Genomic DNA, 17,516 nt, shown 5'->3' on the forward strand with positions numbered 1-17,516 from the left:
GATGAATATGGGACCTTATTCCGACTCTCCCTAAGCATCTGCGTGACGTCAAGTTTGGATGTACGAGAAGGCATGATCCACCTCCAGGACCGTCTTCCTCCGAACCTGATAGGTCCGGGCACGCAGCGTGCCAAGCTGACGAAGAATCTTTGAGCAAGCCACGGCCCTACCGAGCTGCGGAGAGGGCGTGATCAGTTTGAGATTGATCGTAAACGCTTTCCGGGTAGAGCTAGCTTCCTGAGTCAAGCCATCAGCGCCCGGCCGTCCGGCGTCCAGTTGGGTGCCTCGAAAGCATATGCTCGCCGGCGTACGCCAGTTCCTGTTCCCCGGAACCGATGCAATCCACACCTCGCAGCGCTGGCCACGCCGAGGCCGGCGCACCGCGTTTACTCGTTGCTGTTGAAGGCGGCGTCGAAGCTGGTTTGGGAGGCGGGGAAGTCGTATTTCTTCAGGGCGGCGAGGGCTTCTGGGGCCCCGTGGAGGCGGTCCATGCCGGCATCTTCCCACTCTACGGAAATCGGGCCGTTGTAGCCGATCGCGGTGAGGGCCCGGAAGGAGGATTCCCAGGGGACGTCGCCGCGTCCGGCGGAGACGAAGTCCCAGCCGCGGCGTGGGTCGCCCCAGGGCAGGTGGGAGCCCAGGACGGTGTTGCGGCCGGTGGGGCGGAGCTTGGTGTCCTTGCAGTCCACGTGGTAGATCCGGTCCTTGAAGTCCCAGATGAAGGAGACGGGATCGATGCCCTGCCACATGAAGTGGGAGGGATCCCAGTTCAGCCCGAACGCTTCCCGGTGCCCGATCGCTTCCAGGGTCCGCACGGTGGTCCAGTAATCGTAGGCGATCTCGGAGGGGTGGACTTCGTGGGCGAAGCGGACCCCGCATTCGTCGAAGACGTCCAGGATGGGGTTCCAGCGGTCGGCGAAGTCCTGGTAGCCGGCCTCGATGACTTTCTCCGGGACGGGCGGGAACATGGCGACGTACTGCCAGATGGAGGAGCCGGTGAACCCGACGACGGTGTCCACCCCGAGGGCGCGGGCCAGGCGGGCGGTGTGCTTCATTTCCTCGGCGGCGCGCTGCCGCACGCCTTCGGGGTCGCCGTCGCCCCAGACCTTGGCGCCGACGATGGCTTGGTGGCGGAAGTCGATGGGGTCATCGCACACGGCCTGGCCCTTGAGGTGGTTGGAGATGGCCCAGACCTTGAGATTGTATTTGTCCAGGACGGCGAGCTTGGATTCCACGTAGCCGGGTTCGTCCCAGCGCCAGGCGTCCAGGTGGTCGCCGGAGACGGCGATTTCCAGGCCGTCATAGCCCCAGCCGGAGGCCAGGCGCGAGACGTCCTCGAAGGGCAGGTCGGCCCACTGGCCGGTGAACAGGGTGTACGGGCGGGGCATGGTCAGGCTCCTTTAGTGGCGAACGCCCCGAGGTTCACGGTCGTCACGGTGCTCTTGTTGTTGGCTGATTCTTCGACAGCGGAGAGGACGCGCTGAACCTGAAGTCCTTCTTCGAATGACGGCGAGGGCTCGCTTCCGTCCTTGATCGCCGTGAGGAAGTCGCGGATTTGGTGGGTGAAGGTGTGTTCCCAGCCGATGATGTGTCCCTGGGGCCACCACGCGTGGAGGTAGGGGTGATCGGGTTCGTTGACCAGGATCCTGCGGAAGCCCTGTTCGCGGACCGGAAGGGTGCCATCCAGGAATTGGAGTTCATTCAGATTCTCGAGATTGAAACTTAAGGAGCCATTTGTTCCGTATATTTCGATCTGGAGACTGTTCTTCTGGCCAGTCGCGACACGGGATGCTTCGACCGAGGCGCCAACGCCGCCGGTAAGCCAGAATGTTGCCCAGGCGGCGTCGTCGACCGTTACGTTCTCGAAGCTGTTCTGGCCCGGGCGCTGGCTGACGAAGGTCTTCAGCACCCCGGAGGTCTCCAGCACGGTTTGACCGATGAGGTACTGGATCTGGTCGATGGCGTGGGAGGCGATGTCCCCGAGCGCGCCGGACCCGGCGGTTTCCTTCCGCAGGCGCCAGGTCATCGGGGCCTGGGCGTCGGCGAGCCAGTCCTGCAGGTACGCCGCGCGGATGTGCCGGACCGTGCCCAGGCGGCCTTCGGCGATCAGTTCCTTCGCCAGGGCCAGGGCTGGGACGCGGCGGTAGTTGAAGCCGACCATGGACTGCACCCCCTTGGCGCGGGCCTTGGCCGCGGCGGCGGTCATGAGTTCGGCCTCGGCCAGGGTGTTCGCGAGGGGCTTTTCGACCAGGACGTGCTTGCCGGCCTCCAGCGCGGCGATGGCGATTTCGGCGTGCATCCAGCCGGGGGCGCAGATGTCCACGATGTCGATATCGTCGCGGGTGATCACCGTGCGCCAGTCCGTGGCTGATTCGGCCCAGCCGTACTTGGCCGCAGCCTCTGCGACAGCACCGGCGTCCCGGCCCACCAGGACCTTCTGCCCGAAGGCCGGGACGTCGAAGAAACTGGCTACGTTCCGCCACGCGTTGGAGTGGGCCTTGCCCATGAAGGCGTAACCGATCATCGCCACCCCTAAGAGTTTGGGCGGAGGGGTTTTGGAGGGGATCATTCTTGTTCTTTCTCGAGCCATGACGGAAGGGCGGGTGTGAGCGTCTGCGTGAGTATGTAGTGACGCCGCATGCTGGAGATTTATGCAAGGTGAGCGGGTGCATTCCAGTGCGGCCGGGATGTTGGGGCATTCCGTGGTGAAGTTGGCCACCGTTGATCTGTTGGAGTGGGATTGCCAGCAGGATCGATGCCCGGGCGGCGGGAGGCGGAGCAAGCTGGAACTTCCTCCGTCTCCCGGCTTCCTAGCTGGCGGCTGTGGCCCGTCCCGCGACTGCTGGTACGTCTACCCAGGCGCCTTTGTCAGCGGAGGTCACGATCGCATGATCAATGAGGGCCGCCTGATAGCCGTCGGCGAAGTTCGGAGTGACGCTGCCGCCGTCGGCGATGGCTTTGAAGAAGTCGTGAGCCTCAATGATCTTTGTTTCGCCGTAGCCGATACCCAGCGCAGGGATCGGCCAGAGCCCGTCGCCGTAGGGGTGGGCGGGGCCAGTGTAGACGGTCCGGAATCCGCGCCGGTCGTTCTTGTCGGAGGCAAAGCACACCTGGAGTTCATCGCGGCGTTCGTAGTTGAAGACGATGCTGCCTTCGCTACCGTGGATTTCGAAAGTGATGAAGTTGTTTCGGCCGTAGGCGTTGCGGGTGGCCTCGATCGATCCGACAGCGCCGTTCGTGAAGCGGATCATAGTCATGACTTCGTCGTCGACGTCGACCTCCCCGCGTGGGCCTTCGCCGCCGCGGACGTTCCCGAGGGCGTCCGCGCCCCCGGTCTGCAGTGGCCGGTCAGGAATCCAGGTGGAGAGGATCGAGTTGACTGAGGAAAATTCGCCGACGAGGTAGCGTGCCATATCCACGACGTGGGTCGCGATGTCGCCGAGGGCTCCGGAGCCGGCGATATTTTTCTGGAAGCGCCAGGACAGCGGAGAGTTGGGGTCGGCACTCCAATCCTGGAGGTACGTGCCGCGGAAATTGAGAACGCGACCGATAGCGCCTTCCTCGATGTATTTCTTTGCCAGGGCGACGGCGGGAGTACGACGGTAGTTGAAGGCCACCATGTGCACGTTGCCAGCATCCTTAACCGCGTCGTACATGGCCTTGGCTTCCTCGACCGTGCGGGCGAGGGGTTTTTCGCAGATGATGTGTTTGCCGGCCTGTGCGGCGGCGATGGCAATCTCGGCGTGGAGGTGGTTTGGTGTGGCGATGTCGACGACGTCGATGTTGGGGTCATCGACGATCTGGCGCCAGTCGGCGGTGGAGTTCTCGAAGCCAAAGCGGAGAGCGGCCTCGGCGGCGAGCTGGTCGTTGGCTTCGGCGATGGTGTGGCGGACGGGCAGGGCGGGGGCGGGCCAGAAAAACATGGGCATGGCCGAATAGGCCAGTGAGTGGGCCTTGCCCATAAAGCCGCCTCCGATGAGGCCGACATTGAGATGCTTCACGATCGTGTTCCTTTCGGGGAGGAGTTGGTGGGGTTAGGGGAGGAGTTCTTCGAGGTACTTGCGGCTGATCTCGGCGGCTGCCCGGGGGTCACCGCCGTACTCGTCGAGCTCCACCATGAGCCAGCTGTCGTAGCCGCTCTCTTTGATGGCCTGGATGATGTCGGGAAAGTTCAGCTCGCCCTGCCCAAGGGGAAGGAAGGAGGAGGTTTCCTTGTCCAGGTCCTTGAGGTGGACGTGATGGATTCGTTCCCGGTACTTCCGTATGCTTGCGGCTGGGTCGGCCCCGCCTGCGGCAAGGTGTGCGGTGTCCGGGCAGAAGCCGATCCTGGTGAGGGGCATAAGGCGTTCCAGCTCGTCCGGGCTCTCCACGATGGTGCCTAGGTGCGGGTGGTAGCTGGCGCTTAATCCCGCGGCCTCGGCTATATCGGTGACCCTGTCCAAGGCGTCGCCGAGTCGCTGATAGTCCTCCTCGGTGGTGCCGGCGGCGCGACGGGCACCCCCGCCGACCACGAGGCGCTCGGCTCCAAAGGTCGCAGAGAGGTCGGCGGCGCGCTGTATGCGGTGCAACTCGTCCGGGAGGATATCGGCGTAGATGAAGTTAGCGCCGGTGTAGACACTGACAAGGGAGACGCCGGCTTTCTCCAGGATGCCGCGGAGCTGTTCCGGTTTGTCCTCATATTCGGCGAGGTTGCCGTCAAACATTTCCACCCCGTGATAGCCCGCTGCGGCGATGTCCTTGACGGCGCCGTCCATTGAGCCGTGGGTGAGGTAGAAGAGGTCCTTGACGCTGGTTACGCCAGCCGGATGGCCGACGACGCCGCCCCAAGTGATGGTGCAGTATCCGAGTTTCATGATGCTGCCTTTCAAGAAGAAGGTTAGTGGTGCTGTGAACGTTTACGACTTGGCCTGACGCGACTAGCTGTGAGCTCCGGCAACCGCCCCCTGTGTGCGAGCGATGGCACAGCGGTGTACTGGGCGCAGGCGGCTCCGGTGCAGGGGTGGCATGCTGATCCGGACGTGGATGCTGTCCGTTAGCCTCAGGCCCGCCGGGTAGCTCTTTGTACGTCCGGCGGGGCTGATCACGGTCGTACGGTGTTACCTGCGTTGTTCGGCGGTAGCCTGTGCCTTGGCGTTGGCTTCGCGGATCTGGTCAGTCATGTCGGTGTAGAACTCGTCCTGTGGGTCCTTAATGCCCCAGCCCCGGCCGAGGTTTTCGATATAACCGCACCAGTGCCAGCCGATGATCCAGGGCTCGGCCATCACCTTCGCGAGTCCGTTTGCATAGTCCGCGCCCCGTTCGGCGTGGGTGTTCATGTCACTGGTCCGGTGCGGGTTCATGTCCGTGGGTACCCAGTTGCCGATGTCGGCGATTACAACGGGCTTGCCGGTAAGTTCGTGCCAGCGGCGAAGGTCATCGATCATAGTCCTGTACTCCTCGTCCGATTTGCCGGTGAAGTACTGGACCGAGAGGACGTCCACGAAGGGGACCATCGCGCGCAGGGCCGCTTCCGGGATGCCTTTGTTGCCGTTGTAGCGGTCGCCGAGGATCAGGTGATTGGGGTCGTAGCGGCGGATGGCCTCGGTGATGGTCTTGTAGTATTGCGTTGCCACGTCGAAGAGCTTCTTGTCGTGCTCTTCCTGGCTGAGCCCTTCGAATCCGGGCCAGAACCTGCCGGCGGCGTGGGGAAGCCAAGCGGGGATGTCCACGAGAAAGTAGCCGATCAGATTAGGGCTGTTTTTGTGGTCCGAGACCATGCGTCGGGCGATCCAGTCAGCGTACTTCTGAAAGTCTTCCCCGAAGACGTCCCGGAAAGCGGGGTGGCCGTTCCAGTCCTCGATTTCCTGCACGCGGATCTGCACGACGTACGGCATGGCGGCATCCAGCAGGTGTTGATCGGGCCAGGGCAGGGAATGGCCGAGGTCAACGGGATCCCCGAACCAGTCCAGCGCCTCACCCCAGCCGCCGCTGATGTATTGGGAAGTCCAGCCGATTGTGTTGAAGTTCAGGTCTTGGAGGTCGCGGACCACGCCTTTCGTCCAGGATTCGCGGGAGCCATATTTGCGCTCGAAGATTTCCACGTTGTGCGGATAGCGCAGATCTGTGTCGTCTATGTGGTTGAGGGCAAGGGAGATGAAGGGTTTGCCCTTGGGGTCGAGGAAACTCCATGCTCCGTCGCTGTTTCGGACGACCCGGAAGAAACCGTTGTTCTGGGCTTCAGTTGTTGACATTTCAATCGCTCCTTTGCGTGTTCTGCTATTTCTTACTGAGGGACACCGCGGCGATGATGATGGCACCCTTGATGATTTGCTGCACCGAGGAATCGACCCCCATGAGGACCAGGCCGTTGTTCATCATGCCGATGATGAGGGATCCCGCAAGGGCTCCGACGATTGTTCCCCGGCCGCCGAAGAGGCTCACTCCACCGAGGATGACGGCAGCGATGACGTCCAGTTCCAGACCGACGCCGACGTCCGGGCGGGCGGCGTGGGCGATGCCCGTGAACAGGAGTGAGGCCACACCTACGAGGGCGCCGGTGATGACGAACGAGAGAATCACGGTGCGGTGAGTTTTGACGCCGGTGAAGCGTGCTGCCTGCGGGTTACCGCCGGTGGCGAAGATGCGGAGCCCGAAGACGCTCTTGTGCAGGAGCAGGAAGCCGAGCGCAACAATCACGATGGTCCAGACCACGGCGATGGGAACGCCGAGGATGCTGCTGTCACCAAAGATGCTGAAGTAGGGCCGGTTGGCGATGATCACCGGCCGGGTGTCCGTGATGAGCAATGCGATACCGCGGGCGACGCCCAGCATGCCCAGGGTGACCAGGAAGCTGGGTATCCCGAGCTTTACGGTCAGCAGACCATTGACGAATCCGAAGATGACACCGACGGAGATGGCTGCGAGGGCACCGAGCAGCCAGAAGTTCGAGATGTGCTGGAGTGCCAGGGCGGACGCCATTCCGGAGAGAGCGAACACGCTGCCGACGGAGAGGTCGATCTGGGCGTTGACAATCACGAGCGTGACTCCAACGGCGATGATGGACACGATTGCGGTTTGCCGGCCCACGTTGGCGAAGTTCTGTACGCTGAAGAAGACGGGCGAGGCAATGGAGAAGAAAAGCACCAGGCATACCAGCGCGATATACACGAAGTATTCGCGGATGAAGTCCAGTGGGGAGCGGTTGCCCCATTGCGGCCTGGTCAGGCTAATGCTGTTGGTGATCGCGCTCATGGCTCTCACGAACCCTTTCATTGAGTCTTGAGTAAATGTATTGATCTGTCGTGGCTGATGTAACCTTCTCCGGCTCGCTCATGGAGGCTGAGGTCATGAAGTAGATCTCGTCGCACAGTTCCTGTAGCTCGACGAAGTCGGAGGAGGCGACGATGATGGCCGCTCCCTCTTCCGCGAACCGGTGGATGACCCGGTAGATCTCCTGCCGTGCGCGGACATCCACACCCTGCGTCGGTTCGTCGAGGAGCAGGAGGTGCATGCCCGGCTGAAGCCATTTGGCGAAGACGACTTTCTGCTGGTTGCCGCCGGACAATGTCTGTACGGGGCTTTCGATCGAGTTCGTCTTCACCTGCAGCGTATTCACGAGTCCACTGATCAGAGACCGGGCTGCCCGATTGTCGATGAGGCCGCCCTTGCGCAGCGACTTGTAGTGGGCCAGGGCGAGGTTCCGCTGGATTGAGTGCTGCATCACGAGGCCCGAACGGTGCCGGTCCTCGGGAACGAGTGCGACTCCTGCGCTGAGCGCCTCCCAAGGGTGCTTGAAACTAACTGTCCGACCGTTGAGTCTGATTTCCCCCGCGGTGCTGCGGCGCATACCGCCGATGGTTTCCAACAGCTCAGTGCGGCCTGTACCGATCAGACCGGCGATGCCGACAATCCGCCCAGCCTCGGCCTTCAAGCTGATGTTGGAGAAGCGGTCTCCTGCGAGCCCGGTTATTTGGAGTTTCGGTCCGCTGATGGAGTCGGGCAGCAGCTCGGGGCGGGCGAACCGGTCAAAAGCTTCCTTCGGCGGCCCTGCTTCTTGCGGCTCAGCCCCGGTGATCTCGCGGACCAGAGAACTCATCTCCAAGTCGGCCACTTCGGCGGTCAGTACCTTCCTGCCGTCTCGGATGACCGTCACCCGGTCAGCCAGCTCGAAGACCTCGGTGAGGCGGTGGGTGACGTAGATGATGCCCACTCCTGATTTTTGGATGTCGCGGATGCTGTTGAACAGCAGCAGTTGGTCTGCTTTGGTCAGCGTCGAGGTCGGCTCATCGAGCACCAGGACCAGCGCGTTTCGGTGGATGGCCTTCGCGATTTCGACAAGCTGCCGGGAGGCGACCGAGAGGTTCTCAACCAATTCCTCGGGGGGCAGGTGCAGACCCAGCGAGTCGATGAGTTCCTTGGCCACGCTGTTCATCTTCTTTTTGTGCACCATCCCAAAGGCGTTGCGCAGCTCATTGCCGAGGAAGATATTCTGCGCCACCGAGAGGGATGGGACCAGGCTGAGCTCCTGGAAGACCGTTGCGATGTCCGCTTGGACGCGTTCGTGCCCGTCAACCTCGACATTTCCTTCATCCTGCGGCTGGACGCCGTCGAGGATCTTGATCAACGTGGACTTTCCGGCGCCGTTGGGGCCAAGCAACGCGTGAACCTCGCCGGGGCGCAGATCAAAGTCGACGTCCTTCAGGGCATACACTCCGCTGAAAGCCTTGCTGACGCCGCGAGCCTGGAGCAGCGGCTTGCTGTTTACCTCGCCGGCCCGGCCGACGTCCGTCGCGGCTTTGACGTGTTTGTTTTGTATTGCTGTCGGCTTGCTGATGCTGACCATGTCACTTGCCTCCGCAGAGTCCGGAGGACTTGCATGCGTCGAGGACTTCCTGTGGCGGTGCCGAATGGAAGATTTCCTCGTACTTCGCCAGGAGGTTGCCCGGCGTCACGGCGACGGGCGGAAGAGCAACCCACGCCGGAACTTTGTTGCCTATCAGGGCGTGTGCGGCTGCCATGCCCTCCGCGACTCCCTGGTTGTACGGCTCCTGGGCACCTATGGCCTTGATGTAGCCGCCGCTGGCCATTTCCACTGCGTCTTCCGTGCCGAGGTCGATCGTCGTGATCGGGACGTTAATTCCGGCGTTTCGAAGGGCCGCGACGGATTGCATTGCCGGAGAATCCCAAATGACGAATAGCCCGTTGACATCAGGGTTTGCCGTCATAAAGTTGGCTGCGGTAGGCCCGACGGCATTAGTGTCCGTGAAGCCGACTTCCTTGATCTTTACGTCAGGACGGTTCTCCTTGAACCATTCCTTAACCCGCTGGGTGCGCTGGTTGGTGGTGTAGAAGTCAACTGCGAAATCCACGATGCCTGCAGTCCCGTTCTGCGGGATGAACCTGGACAGTCCCGAAGCGGCAATCTGGCCGTTGCCCTGATTGTCCGGAGCTATCACTGCCTGGTAGTCGGAGGGGTAAGAGAGCCCGGAAGCGGGCATGTGGATGAAGACGAGCTTGATACCGGCGGCCGCGACTTTTTTGTAGGTCTGGGCGGTAGCAACATCATCAGTGGGGATACTGATGATCAGGTCCGGCTTCTTGGTGATCAGGTTCTCGAGGTCTGCGATCTGCTGCTGGACCTTGAACTTTGCATCCGTGACGCCGATGACTTGAACGCCGAGTTCGCCGAGAGTTTTTTGAATGCCTTGGATCGTGAGGCGAGACCAATCGATGTCCATGGTGTTCATGGAGATGCCGACGGAGAATTTGCCCTCGGCCACTTTCTTCTTGTCTTGGTCGCTGAGTTTAAGGGAGTCAGCAAGGGCGGGTTGTTCCCCGTTCTTGCCGAGGCCGACGATTCCGGTGGGGGAGATCGAGGAAGCGTCGACGTCGGCGGGGCCCGGGGATGTTCCGCTGTTGCCGGCGTCGCTGGAACATCCGGACAGTGATATTGCGATCGCGGCGAGCAGGCCGGCCCCAGCGGAAAGTATCTTTCTGCGTGTCATGACAGTGGTCCTTCTGATGACCAGGGAAGCCGGTGGGCGGACTTCAACCTGAGGCAAATGAAATGGGGGTTAGGGAATTGAGATTTCCGGGTTCGCGGTGATCCCGGTTCTCGATCTCGGGATGCGCGGGACAGCCGGGCGGTCGTCCCGCGCATCCTGAGGTGCTGTTATTCCTTGAAGAACTGCAGGTAGGCCTCTGCGAGAGCCTCTGGATCCTCTTCTGCCAGCTGATGGCCCCAGGGAAGGATGACGCCCCTGACGTCTTCGGCAACTTCGCGCATCTGCCGCTCGTTGTCCGCGCCGATGAAGTACTCGCTTCCCACAGCCAGGACGGGCATGGTGAGTTTAGTTTTTGCAGCCTCGCGGTTTTGGTCGGCATCCTCGAGCGTGGCCCGGTAAATGGCGAACATGCTCCGCAATCCGCCGGGCGAGGAGTAGCAGCGGACGTACTCGTCCAGAGCGTCGGGGGTGATTGCCTGGGGGTTGTGCGTCTCGTGCTTGATGAAGTAGTTGAAGTACTCCCGCTCCTTGCCTGTAATCAGCAGCTCCGGAAAGTCCGGCACGCTGTAGAAGTTGATGTGCCAGAGCCAGACGTAGGTGCTGACGTTCTCCTTGGTCAGGAAGGAGTAGTCTTCGAGTCCGAAACCGGGGAGGATCATCTCTTGGTAGACGAGTTTTTTTACCCGCTCGGGGTACTGTGCCGCGACCTGGTAGGCGGTGGAGGCTCCCCAGTCTTCTCCGACGAGGTAGAAAGTCTCATAGCCCAGGTGCGTGGCCAGTTGGGCTATGTCCTCGGCCATGTTTTTCATATCGAAACCGCCCTGAGGGTGTTCTGAGTCGCCCAAGCCTCGGAGATCGGGTGCGATGACGGTGTAGTACGGCGTCAGCAGCGGGATGACCCGGCGCCAGTGGTAGGAAGTCTTCGGCACACCGTGTAGGAGGAACAGGGGCTCACCTTCGCCGGCGATGGAGTAGTGCAGCCTGACCCCGTTGACGAAAGCCCGTCCGTGCTTTGCTGGTACTCCGTTGTGGTCCTGAATGATTTCCATAGTCTTGATCTCCTTGTTCTTGTGTTATTCGGGGGTGTTAGCCGGACCTACGAGCAGCCATCGGTGGACTTGCAGGCCTCGGTCAGTTGGTTGGGCGGATCCTGGTGGTAGACCTGTTTCCACGCGTCCGTGAGGTTGTTTTGCAGAACCGGGACTGCCGGGAAAGCGAGCCAGTTCGGCGCGCTGCCGCCCAGGAGGACCTTGACGGCCATATCGGCCTCGGCCAGGCCCTGGTCGTAGGGGACTTGGGCGCTAAGAGCCTTAATGTTCCCGCCTGTGGCGATGTCGGCCGCGACGTCAGAGGCGATGTTTACCGCGGTGATCGGGAGCGTCTTGCCTTGGGCTCGTAGCGCTTGGTCAATGCCTACAGCGGGGACTTCCCACTCAGTGAACATTCCCTGGACGTCTGGGTTCGCCGTGAGGAAATTACCGGCGTCCTTGCCTGAGTTAGCCGGATCGAGGAATTCCGCGACCTTGATTTTGATATCCGGGCGGTTTTGTTTCATCCAGTCCACGAAGCCCTTCATGCGTTCCTTTGTCACAAAGAAGTCGACGCCGAAGTCGAGGACACCGACGGTGCCGCCCTGGGGGATGTACTTGGCCAGCGCTTCAGCGCAGACTGCGCCGTTGCCCTGGTTGTCTGAAGAGACCATGCCTTGGTAATCGGTCGGGTATTTCAGGCCGGAGGGCACGTTGTCCATCATGATGAGCTTGATCCCGGCAGCTCCGATTTTGCGGTATGCCTCTGCCGTTGCTGTGTCGTCCACAGGGATGCTGACGATTGCGTCCGGCTTTAACTGGATCATGTTCTCGATACCGGACACCTGTTTTTGGACATCGAAGTTGGGATCGGCAACTCCAACGACCTCGGCGTTGTATTTCTTAAGCCGCTCGGTGATGCCTCGGACCTGCTCCGTGGACCATTCGATGTTCATAGTCTGCATGACGATGCCGACCCGAAACTTGTGCTGCTTGGCCTGGGCGACTTCCTCGTCTGTGAGCTTGATGTCGTCGAGGGTCCCGGACTTAACACCGTTCGGGCCGAGCCCCACGATGTTTTTGGGTACCAAGTCTTTTGCTTTTACCTGGGCGAGTGGATTATCCGCCCCGCCGGGAGTTCCCTTTGTGTCCGAGGCGCAGCCTGCGAGCAGCGAAGCCATTGTGGCGAGGGCAAGGGCCCCAGCTGTTACTGACGTTCTCATTCTCGTTCCCTTCAGTTGATGGTGCTGACCCCGCGGTGGCACTGTTTTCGGGCAGGGGCATTGCATGTTGTGAGGTTTGGGGTACTTACGTTGGACTGGTTGCTCAGACGAGGGCGATCGCCAGGGCAGGGGGGACAGGCGACAGGATCAGTCCGCCGGCCGCAGAGGCTGTGCGAATAGCAGCAGCCTTGTCAGGGGCGTCCAAAAAGGCCTCAGCGTGCCGTTTGTCGAAAAACAGCCCCATGGAGCAGGCGCCGCGACGAGCACGGACCCATCGCACGGACTCTGCTGCCACGGCGGCCAGATCCCCGGAGAGCTCCTCCGCACTGCCGTTCACCGTCGTGACCGACACAGGCGAGCTCGTGCCGTCAACAGTGACGACTAGGCTTGCCCAGAGGCTTCCCCCGCTGACCACACCTACGACGGCTGAAGAGCCAGCGGGGACAAACTTCCGGACAGCACCTGCGGCCTCTTTGTCGGACCATGCTGCCTTAGTCAGAAGTTGTTCAACATTCGCCCTTTGTATGGCATCGACGTCATCGAATGCCACACCGGGACGGAGCGCGAGGGCTTGGGCGATGGTGTCGTTCACCCTGCACTCCTTCCTCTTCGTTGAGGTTTAGATTTCCGTGATCGTTTACGGTGTTATCTATCGTGAACGTTTACGGAACAAGTGTCAAGGGTCACAACGGGATTTTTTGTGCAATGCGAAGTTCGAGAGGTACTGGAGTTAGTTGCCCGCTCGTATTGCGCTTTGGCGGCGGATCAGCGCAGGAGCAGCCGGAACGCGGTCGACAACCTTGCCGGCGACGACGCCGAGCAAAACCTCGATGCTCACGGCAGCCAGGGACGTAAAATCCTGGCGTACTGTCGTAAGAGGCGGTAGGAAATAGTCGGAGCCTTCGATGTCGTCGAAGCCGACGATGCTGACGTCGTGGGGAACGCGGACGCCGTTCTCGGCGAAGGCGCGAATGAGGCCAAGCGCAGTGTGGTCACTGGCGGCGAAGATCGCCTGAGGTACCTTTTTTTCTTTGACGAGCTGGAGGCCAGTTTCGTATGCCCATTTTGGGCTCCAGTCACCCTCAAGGCACAGCCCTGGTTCCAGGCCGGCATCGTGGAGCGCCGCTTTCCACCCGCGCTTTCGCACGCGCCCGTCAAACCAGTCCATGGAACCTGCGATGTGGGCGATGTCTGTGTGTCCGAGGTCAATGAGGTGCTGAGTTGCCAGACGCGCCCCGAGCTCTTGATTTTCGGAGTAGGTGAAGACATCTGGTGTGGAGGAAACCCCTGCTGCGATCATCTCAAGAGGCACCCGACGCGTTGCGTTCCAAACTGCAGCAGCCATTGACACCAGCGGCGCGATGACGATTATGCCGTCGACTCCAAGGTCTTCCAAGGTATTGAGGGCGCTTGGGATCGAATCCTCGTACGGGGCTTCGACGGAAGCTACGGTTGTTGAGTATCCCTTCTGTCTGGCCACATTCTCCAGCGCCAAAAGCGTCCCGACCGGCCCAAAACGCGGGGACCCATCGGTTATGATGCCGATGGAGGTCGAGCGGTTGGTCACAAGAGTGGTGGCGGCCCGATTGCGGCGGTACCCCACATCCTTGATGATCTGCAATACCCGCTGCCGAGTAGATTCGTTGACTTCGGGATGGCCGTTAAGCACTCGGGAGACGGTTCCGTAGGAGACGCCCGCCATTTGTGCGACTTCTTTGATATTCATCCGCCGCGGGTGCTTGTTGGAATCGGAGGCATTCACCTCCGGGTGCGTCGCTGCTCCTGCCACTGCCTCGACTCCTAACACTTCCCGCGGGCCAACCGTCCTGTATCCGCAATCAACACTACTCGGCGAAGCCGACACAGCGGGGTTCTGTTGCGTGTGGAGAGTTACTGAAATGCGGGCCGTTTACAGATCTCGAGAAAAATTTCGGATCCTGAACGGTGCGAACGACTGTGGTGAGTGAGTCACGACTGCTGGCTCTCTCCCGCCCCAGAAGGCTGCGGCGCGAGCAATGAACTCTATTGCGAAGGTCCCGACACAGATTAGGGAGGTCCCCCTCTCCGGCATCAGGGCTGTTGGCGAAAAGCTTGTGACAAGCGAAAAGGGAGTGTGGACAATGTCCACACTTTGGGATGCGGACTCGTTTGTATCATCACCGGAGCCGCCCGATTTCCGCATGTTCTCGCGGCTTCCCTGTGTTTGCAGGGGTTGGAATGTAGTTCGAGTCCCACCTCGGCCACGACGTATTCCGTCGTCAGAGGCGATTTTGCTTTGACGTGTTGACAAAGCTTGTGCTCGCGTCGCTCTGACGGGTTGGTTGCGAGCTGTGGCCTGGCCGCCGCGGGGCCTGCTCAGGTGTGTGGGGTGGCGGGTTCAAGTCCCTGGCCGGTGGGCCTTCCGCCTGCTGAAGTGGATTATATGGTTCCTCGTTCCGGTTCTGTCGAGCGGGCCCGGAGTGGCCTACACCTATTCATGGGCCAGGGGAGCGGGAACGACATGACGCTGGCGTACTGGCTGTAGGGCGTTTCGGGAGCGGTCTTAGGCCACCTGCGAGAGCTGTCCGCGGGCGTGTGTCCTGCCAAAGAGGGTGTGGACAGTGTCCACACTTATGTCTGCTTTAGTGGAGGGCTGAGAAGAGTTGAGTCCGATGTCAGTTTGGGTCCCCTCCGTGTCGCCTTCGGATCCACCTCCGCGGGTGCAAGAGGCCGTCAGACCAGCTCTCGCCTGCCGCCCGGTTTCTGCAGCGCTTAGTTAGGTGAGGATTTTGTGGATGGTGGTGCCGTCGCCCTGGGAGATGAGGGTTCTGCTTTGGCCTTCGATTCGTACCCAGAAGTATGAGGCGTCTTCGGCGATGTCATCGATGGTGCCGTGTTCGGGTTCGCAACCGTGTCGTTTTACGACCACCCTGTCGCCGGGGTTCAGGTAGATCCAGTTGTGATAATCGAGCAGGCGGGTTTGGGACACAGGGAGTGTTGCGTTCACTTGCGGCGTGGCTGCATCCTTCATGGTTTTCCTTCCTGTGTTGGTGCTGCGTTCGTCCCCCGGGTCTGGGTATAAGGATGGGGCGGGGCGGGCACTGGTGTGCACGCCCCGCCCTCTTCTTTTGGTACTGCTATGTCAGTTCTGGGGTACTACCTGCATGCTTGGGGGCTGGCGCCTCCTGCTCGGACGAGTTGTCTGCTGTGGCCGTCAGGCCCTCTTTTTTCTGCAGCCTCTTTGCCCAGGCTGACGTTACGATCGGGCAGAGTACTGCGGAGACGACGACCGATGCTGCCACGAGGACGGTGGCGTGGTCGGCGGCTGGGGCGTAGACGGGGTTGGCTGTGGCGATGATTGCCGGGACTAGGGCTGCGTTGCCGGCTGTGGTTGCTGCGGCGAGGCCTGCGACGCCGTCTCCTCCGGTGAGTTTGTCGGCCAGTAGCAGCACTGCGCCGCCGACGAAGACCACGAACAGGCCGAGTACGATTCCGAGGAGTCCTGCTTCGACGACTGCGTTGAGGTTGATGGTTAGGCCGAGGGCCAGGCCGAGGAACGGCACCATGGCGGGTACCAGTGGGGCCAGGAGGTTGCGCATGTTTTTGTCCAGGTTTCCGAGGAGCATGCCCAGGGCCAGAGGGAGGATGGCGCCGACGAGTGCCTGCCAGGGGAAGGCGGACAGTCCGGCGATGCCGAGGGTGACCATGGTCAGGAAGGGGCCTGATTCCAGGGACAGGATGGAGTACGCTCCGGCGTCGCGTTTGCGGCCGTACTGGCCCATGAGGGAGATGTAGAGCCCACCGTTGGTGTCGTTGAGTGCGGCGACGAGCGCGAGGGTTGACATGCCGGCGAGGATTCCGTGTTCGATGGGGGCCTCGCCGAGGAAGCGTCCGGCGATGACGCCGACGAGGATCGCGAAGAGAATTTTTGAGCCAAGGAGCACGCCGCCCTTTTTGAGGATGTAGGGCGTTGATTTGACCTCGAGGGTCGCGCCGAGGCAGACGAAGAACACGGCCAGCAGCGGTGCCAGGCCGGTGAAGAAGGCTCCTGTGAAGGATCCGAAGAATTTGCCGGCGTCCGGTGCGAGGGTGTGGATGACGGCGCCGATGCCAAGTGGCACCAGCATCATGCCGCCGGGGACCTTCTCCAGAGCTTTCTTGATGGGAATCGACATTGATTTCTCCTATTGAGTAGCTGAGTGGTTGGGAACTGCGGTTCGGACCGTTAGTTCCGTTGTTTGTGGGGTTAGCCGAGACCGGGGATGAGCAGGACTTTGCAGGCGTCTCCGGTGAGTAGTTCGACGGCTTCGTCGATTTCGCTGAGTTTTTTGCGGTGGGTGATAAGCCAGTCGAGTTGCAGCTTCCCGGAGTCCAGCAGCAGCAGGCTTTGTTCCCAGGTCTCCCAGAGCCTGCGGCCGAAGATGCCGCGCAGGGTGATGCCCTTTTTGTTGATGTAGGCGGCGATGTCGACTTCGGCGGGGCGGCTGGGGTGTCCGACGGTGATGACGGTCGCTTCCCGGCGGACGGCTTCGAAGAGTGTTGCCAGGGTGCCGGGCGCTCCGGAGCATTCGAAGCCGACGTCGAAGCCGCCGCGGCGGCCGGTCAGTTCGCGGCAGCGCTCAACGATGCCGTCGTTGGGGTGCAGGGCGGTCGCGCCGAGTTTCTCGGCCTGGGCACGCCGGTAGGGGTTGGGGTCGACGGCGATGACATGGCTGGCGCCCATGAGCAGGGCCAGGTTCACGACGACGAGTCCGACCGGGCCGGCGCCGCTGACGAGCACGGCCCGGCCCGCGACGGAGTAGTTGGCGCGCTGGATGGCGTGCACGGCCACGCCGGCGGCTTCGAGCAGGGCCCCGGATTCCAGCGACAGGCCAGTGGGGAGCTTGACGCAGATGTCCTGGGGGACGGAGGCGTACTCGGCGAAGACACCATCGATGTGCATGCCCAGGATGCCGGTGCGTTCGCAGGTGTGTGCGTCGCCGGTCCGGCAGGGGAAGCACTGGCCGCAGGTCAGGTGGCTTTCGAGGGCAACCTGATCGCCGACCTTGAGGCCGGTGACGCCAGGGCCGACTTCGACGACGGTTCCTGCGCCTTCATGGCCCAGGATGACCGGGAGGTTGAGGTTGAACGCCTGGGCCGAGGGGGTCCATTCATACAGCTCACGGTCGGTGCCGCACAGGGAGGCAGCGCCGACTTCGATGACGACGGAGCCTTCTGTCGCCTTGGGGTCGCCGGCGTCGCTGACGTAGGTGACGCCTCGCTCGGCTGCGTTCTTGACTACTGCCCGCATGGGGGCCGCCTTT

Annotated in this window: 15 protein-coding genes; all 15 read right to left on the bottom strand. The window is 61.6% G+C overall.

Annotation, left to right across the window (positions count from 1 at the left end):
* Positions 1 to 386: 386 nt before the first annotated feature.
* Positions 387 to 1,388: a sugar phosphate isomerase/epimerase family protein gene (locus tag LFT43_RS08540; RefSeq protein WP_395802246.1), complete on the bottom strand. Its 1,002-nt coding sequence runs from the start codon at positions 1,386 to 1,388 to the stop codon at positions 387 to 389.
* Positions 1,389 to 1,390: 2 nt separating this feature from the next.
* Positions 1,391 to 2,569, bottom strand: a complete 1,179-nt coding sequence (locus LFT43_RS08545; protein WP_395802248.1) for a Gfo/Idh/MocA family protein — start codon at positions 2,567 to 2,569, stop codon at positions 1,391 to 1,393.
* 241 nt (positions 2,570 to 2,810) lie between these two features.
* Positions 2,811 to 4,001: a Gfo/Idh/MocA family protein gene (locus LFT43_RS08550; protein WP_395802250.1), complete on the bottom strand. Its 1,191-nt coding sequence runs from the start codon at positions 3,999 to 4,001 to the stop codon at positions 2,811 to 2,813.
* A 33-nt stretch (positions 4,002 to 4,034) separates the two neighbouring features.
* Positions 4,035 to 4,853 carry a sugar phosphate isomerase/epimerase family protein gene (locus LFT43_RS08555; RefSeq protein WP_395802252.1) on the bottom strand — a complete coding sequence of 273 codons (819 nt, stop codon included), beginning with the start codon at positions 4,851 to 4,853 and terminating at the stop codon, positions 4,035 to 4,037.
* Positions 4,854 to 5,096: 243 nt separating this feature from the next.
* Complete coding sequence (locus LFT43_RS08560) at positions 5,097 to 6,230, bottom strand: agarase (RefSeq protein ID WP_395802254.1); 1,134 nt, start codon at positions 6,228 to 6,230, stop codon at positions 5,097 to 5,099.
* 25 nt (positions 6,231 to 6,255) lie between these two features.
* Positions 6,256 to 7,230, bottom strand: a complete 975-nt coding sequence (locus LFT43_RS08565) for an ABC transporter permease (protein ID WP_395802256.1) — start codon at positions 7,228 to 7,230, stop codon at positions 6,256 to 6,258.
* Positions 7,205 to 8,821, bottom strand: a complete 1,617-nt coding sequence (locus LFT43_RS08570; RefSeq protein ID WP_395802258.1) for a sugar ABC transporter ATP-binding protein — start codon at positions 8,819 to 8,821, stop codon at positions 7,205 to 7,207. Before LFT43_RS08570 ends, LFT43_RS08565 begins: the two co-directional genes overlap by 26 nt.
* A gap of 1 nt (position 8,822) precedes the next feature.
* Positions 8,823 to 9,983: a substrate-binding domain-containing protein gene (locus LFT43_RS08575; protein WP_395802260.1), complete on the bottom strand. Its 1,161-nt coding sequence runs from the start codon at positions 9,981 to 9,983 to the stop codon at positions 8,823 to 8,825.
* Between the two features lie 167 nt (positions 9,984 to 10,150).
* Positions 10,151 to 11,032, bottom strand: coding sequence for an alpha/beta fold hydrolase (locus LFT43_RS08580; RefSeq protein WP_395802262.1), 882 nt, complete (start codon positions 11,030 to 11,032; stop codon positions 10,151 to 10,153).
* 47 nt (positions 11,033 to 11,079) lie between these two features.
* A complete protein-coding gene (locus LFT43_RS08585; RefSeq protein WP_395802264.1) occupies positions 11,080 to 12,234 on the bottom strand; it encodes a substrate-binding domain-containing protein in 1,155 nt (384 codons plus the stop codon).
* Between the two features lie 103 nt (positions 12,235 to 12,337).
* Entirely contained in the window at positions 12,338 to 12,826 is a 489-nt protein-coding gene (locus LFT43_RS08590) for a hypothetical protein (protein ID WP_395802266.1), read from the bottom strand.
* Between the two features lie 138 nt (positions 12,827 to 12,964).
* Positions 12,965 to 14,023, bottom strand: a complete 1,059-nt coding sequence (locus LFT43_RS08595) for a LacI family DNA-binding transcriptional regulator (protein WP_395802268.1) — start codon at positions 14,021 to 14,023, stop codon at positions 12,965 to 12,967.
* A 966-nt stretch (positions 14,024 to 14,989) separates the two neighbouring features.
* Positions 14,990 to 15,244, bottom strand: a complete 255-nt coding sequence (locus tag LFT43_RS08600; protein ID WP_395802270.1) for a hypothetical protein — start codon at positions 15,242 to 15,244, stop codon at positions 14,990 to 14,992.
* A gap of 106 nt (positions 15,245 to 15,350) precedes the next feature.
* Positions 15,351 to 16,388 (bottom strand): 2-keto-3-deoxygluconate permease, encoded by a 1,038-nt coding sequence (locus LFT43_RS08605; protein ID WP_395802272.1) that lies wholly within the window; start codon positions 16,386 to 16,388, stop codon positions 15,351 to 15,353.
* A gap of 71 nt (positions 16,389 to 16,459) precedes the next feature.
* Positions 16,460 to 17,503, bottom strand: a complete 1,044-nt coding sequence (locus tag LFT43_RS08610) for a zinc-binding dehydrogenase (RefSeq protein WP_395802274.1) — start codon at positions 17,501 to 17,503, stop codon at positions 16,460 to 16,462.
* Positions 17,504 to 17,516 lie beyond the last annotated feature (13 nt).

The sequence above is a fragment of the Arthrobacter sp. FW306-04-A genome, assembly GCF_044358315.1.
Lineage (GTDB): Bacteria > Actinomycetota > Actinomycetes > Actinomycetales > Micrococcaceae > Arthrobacter.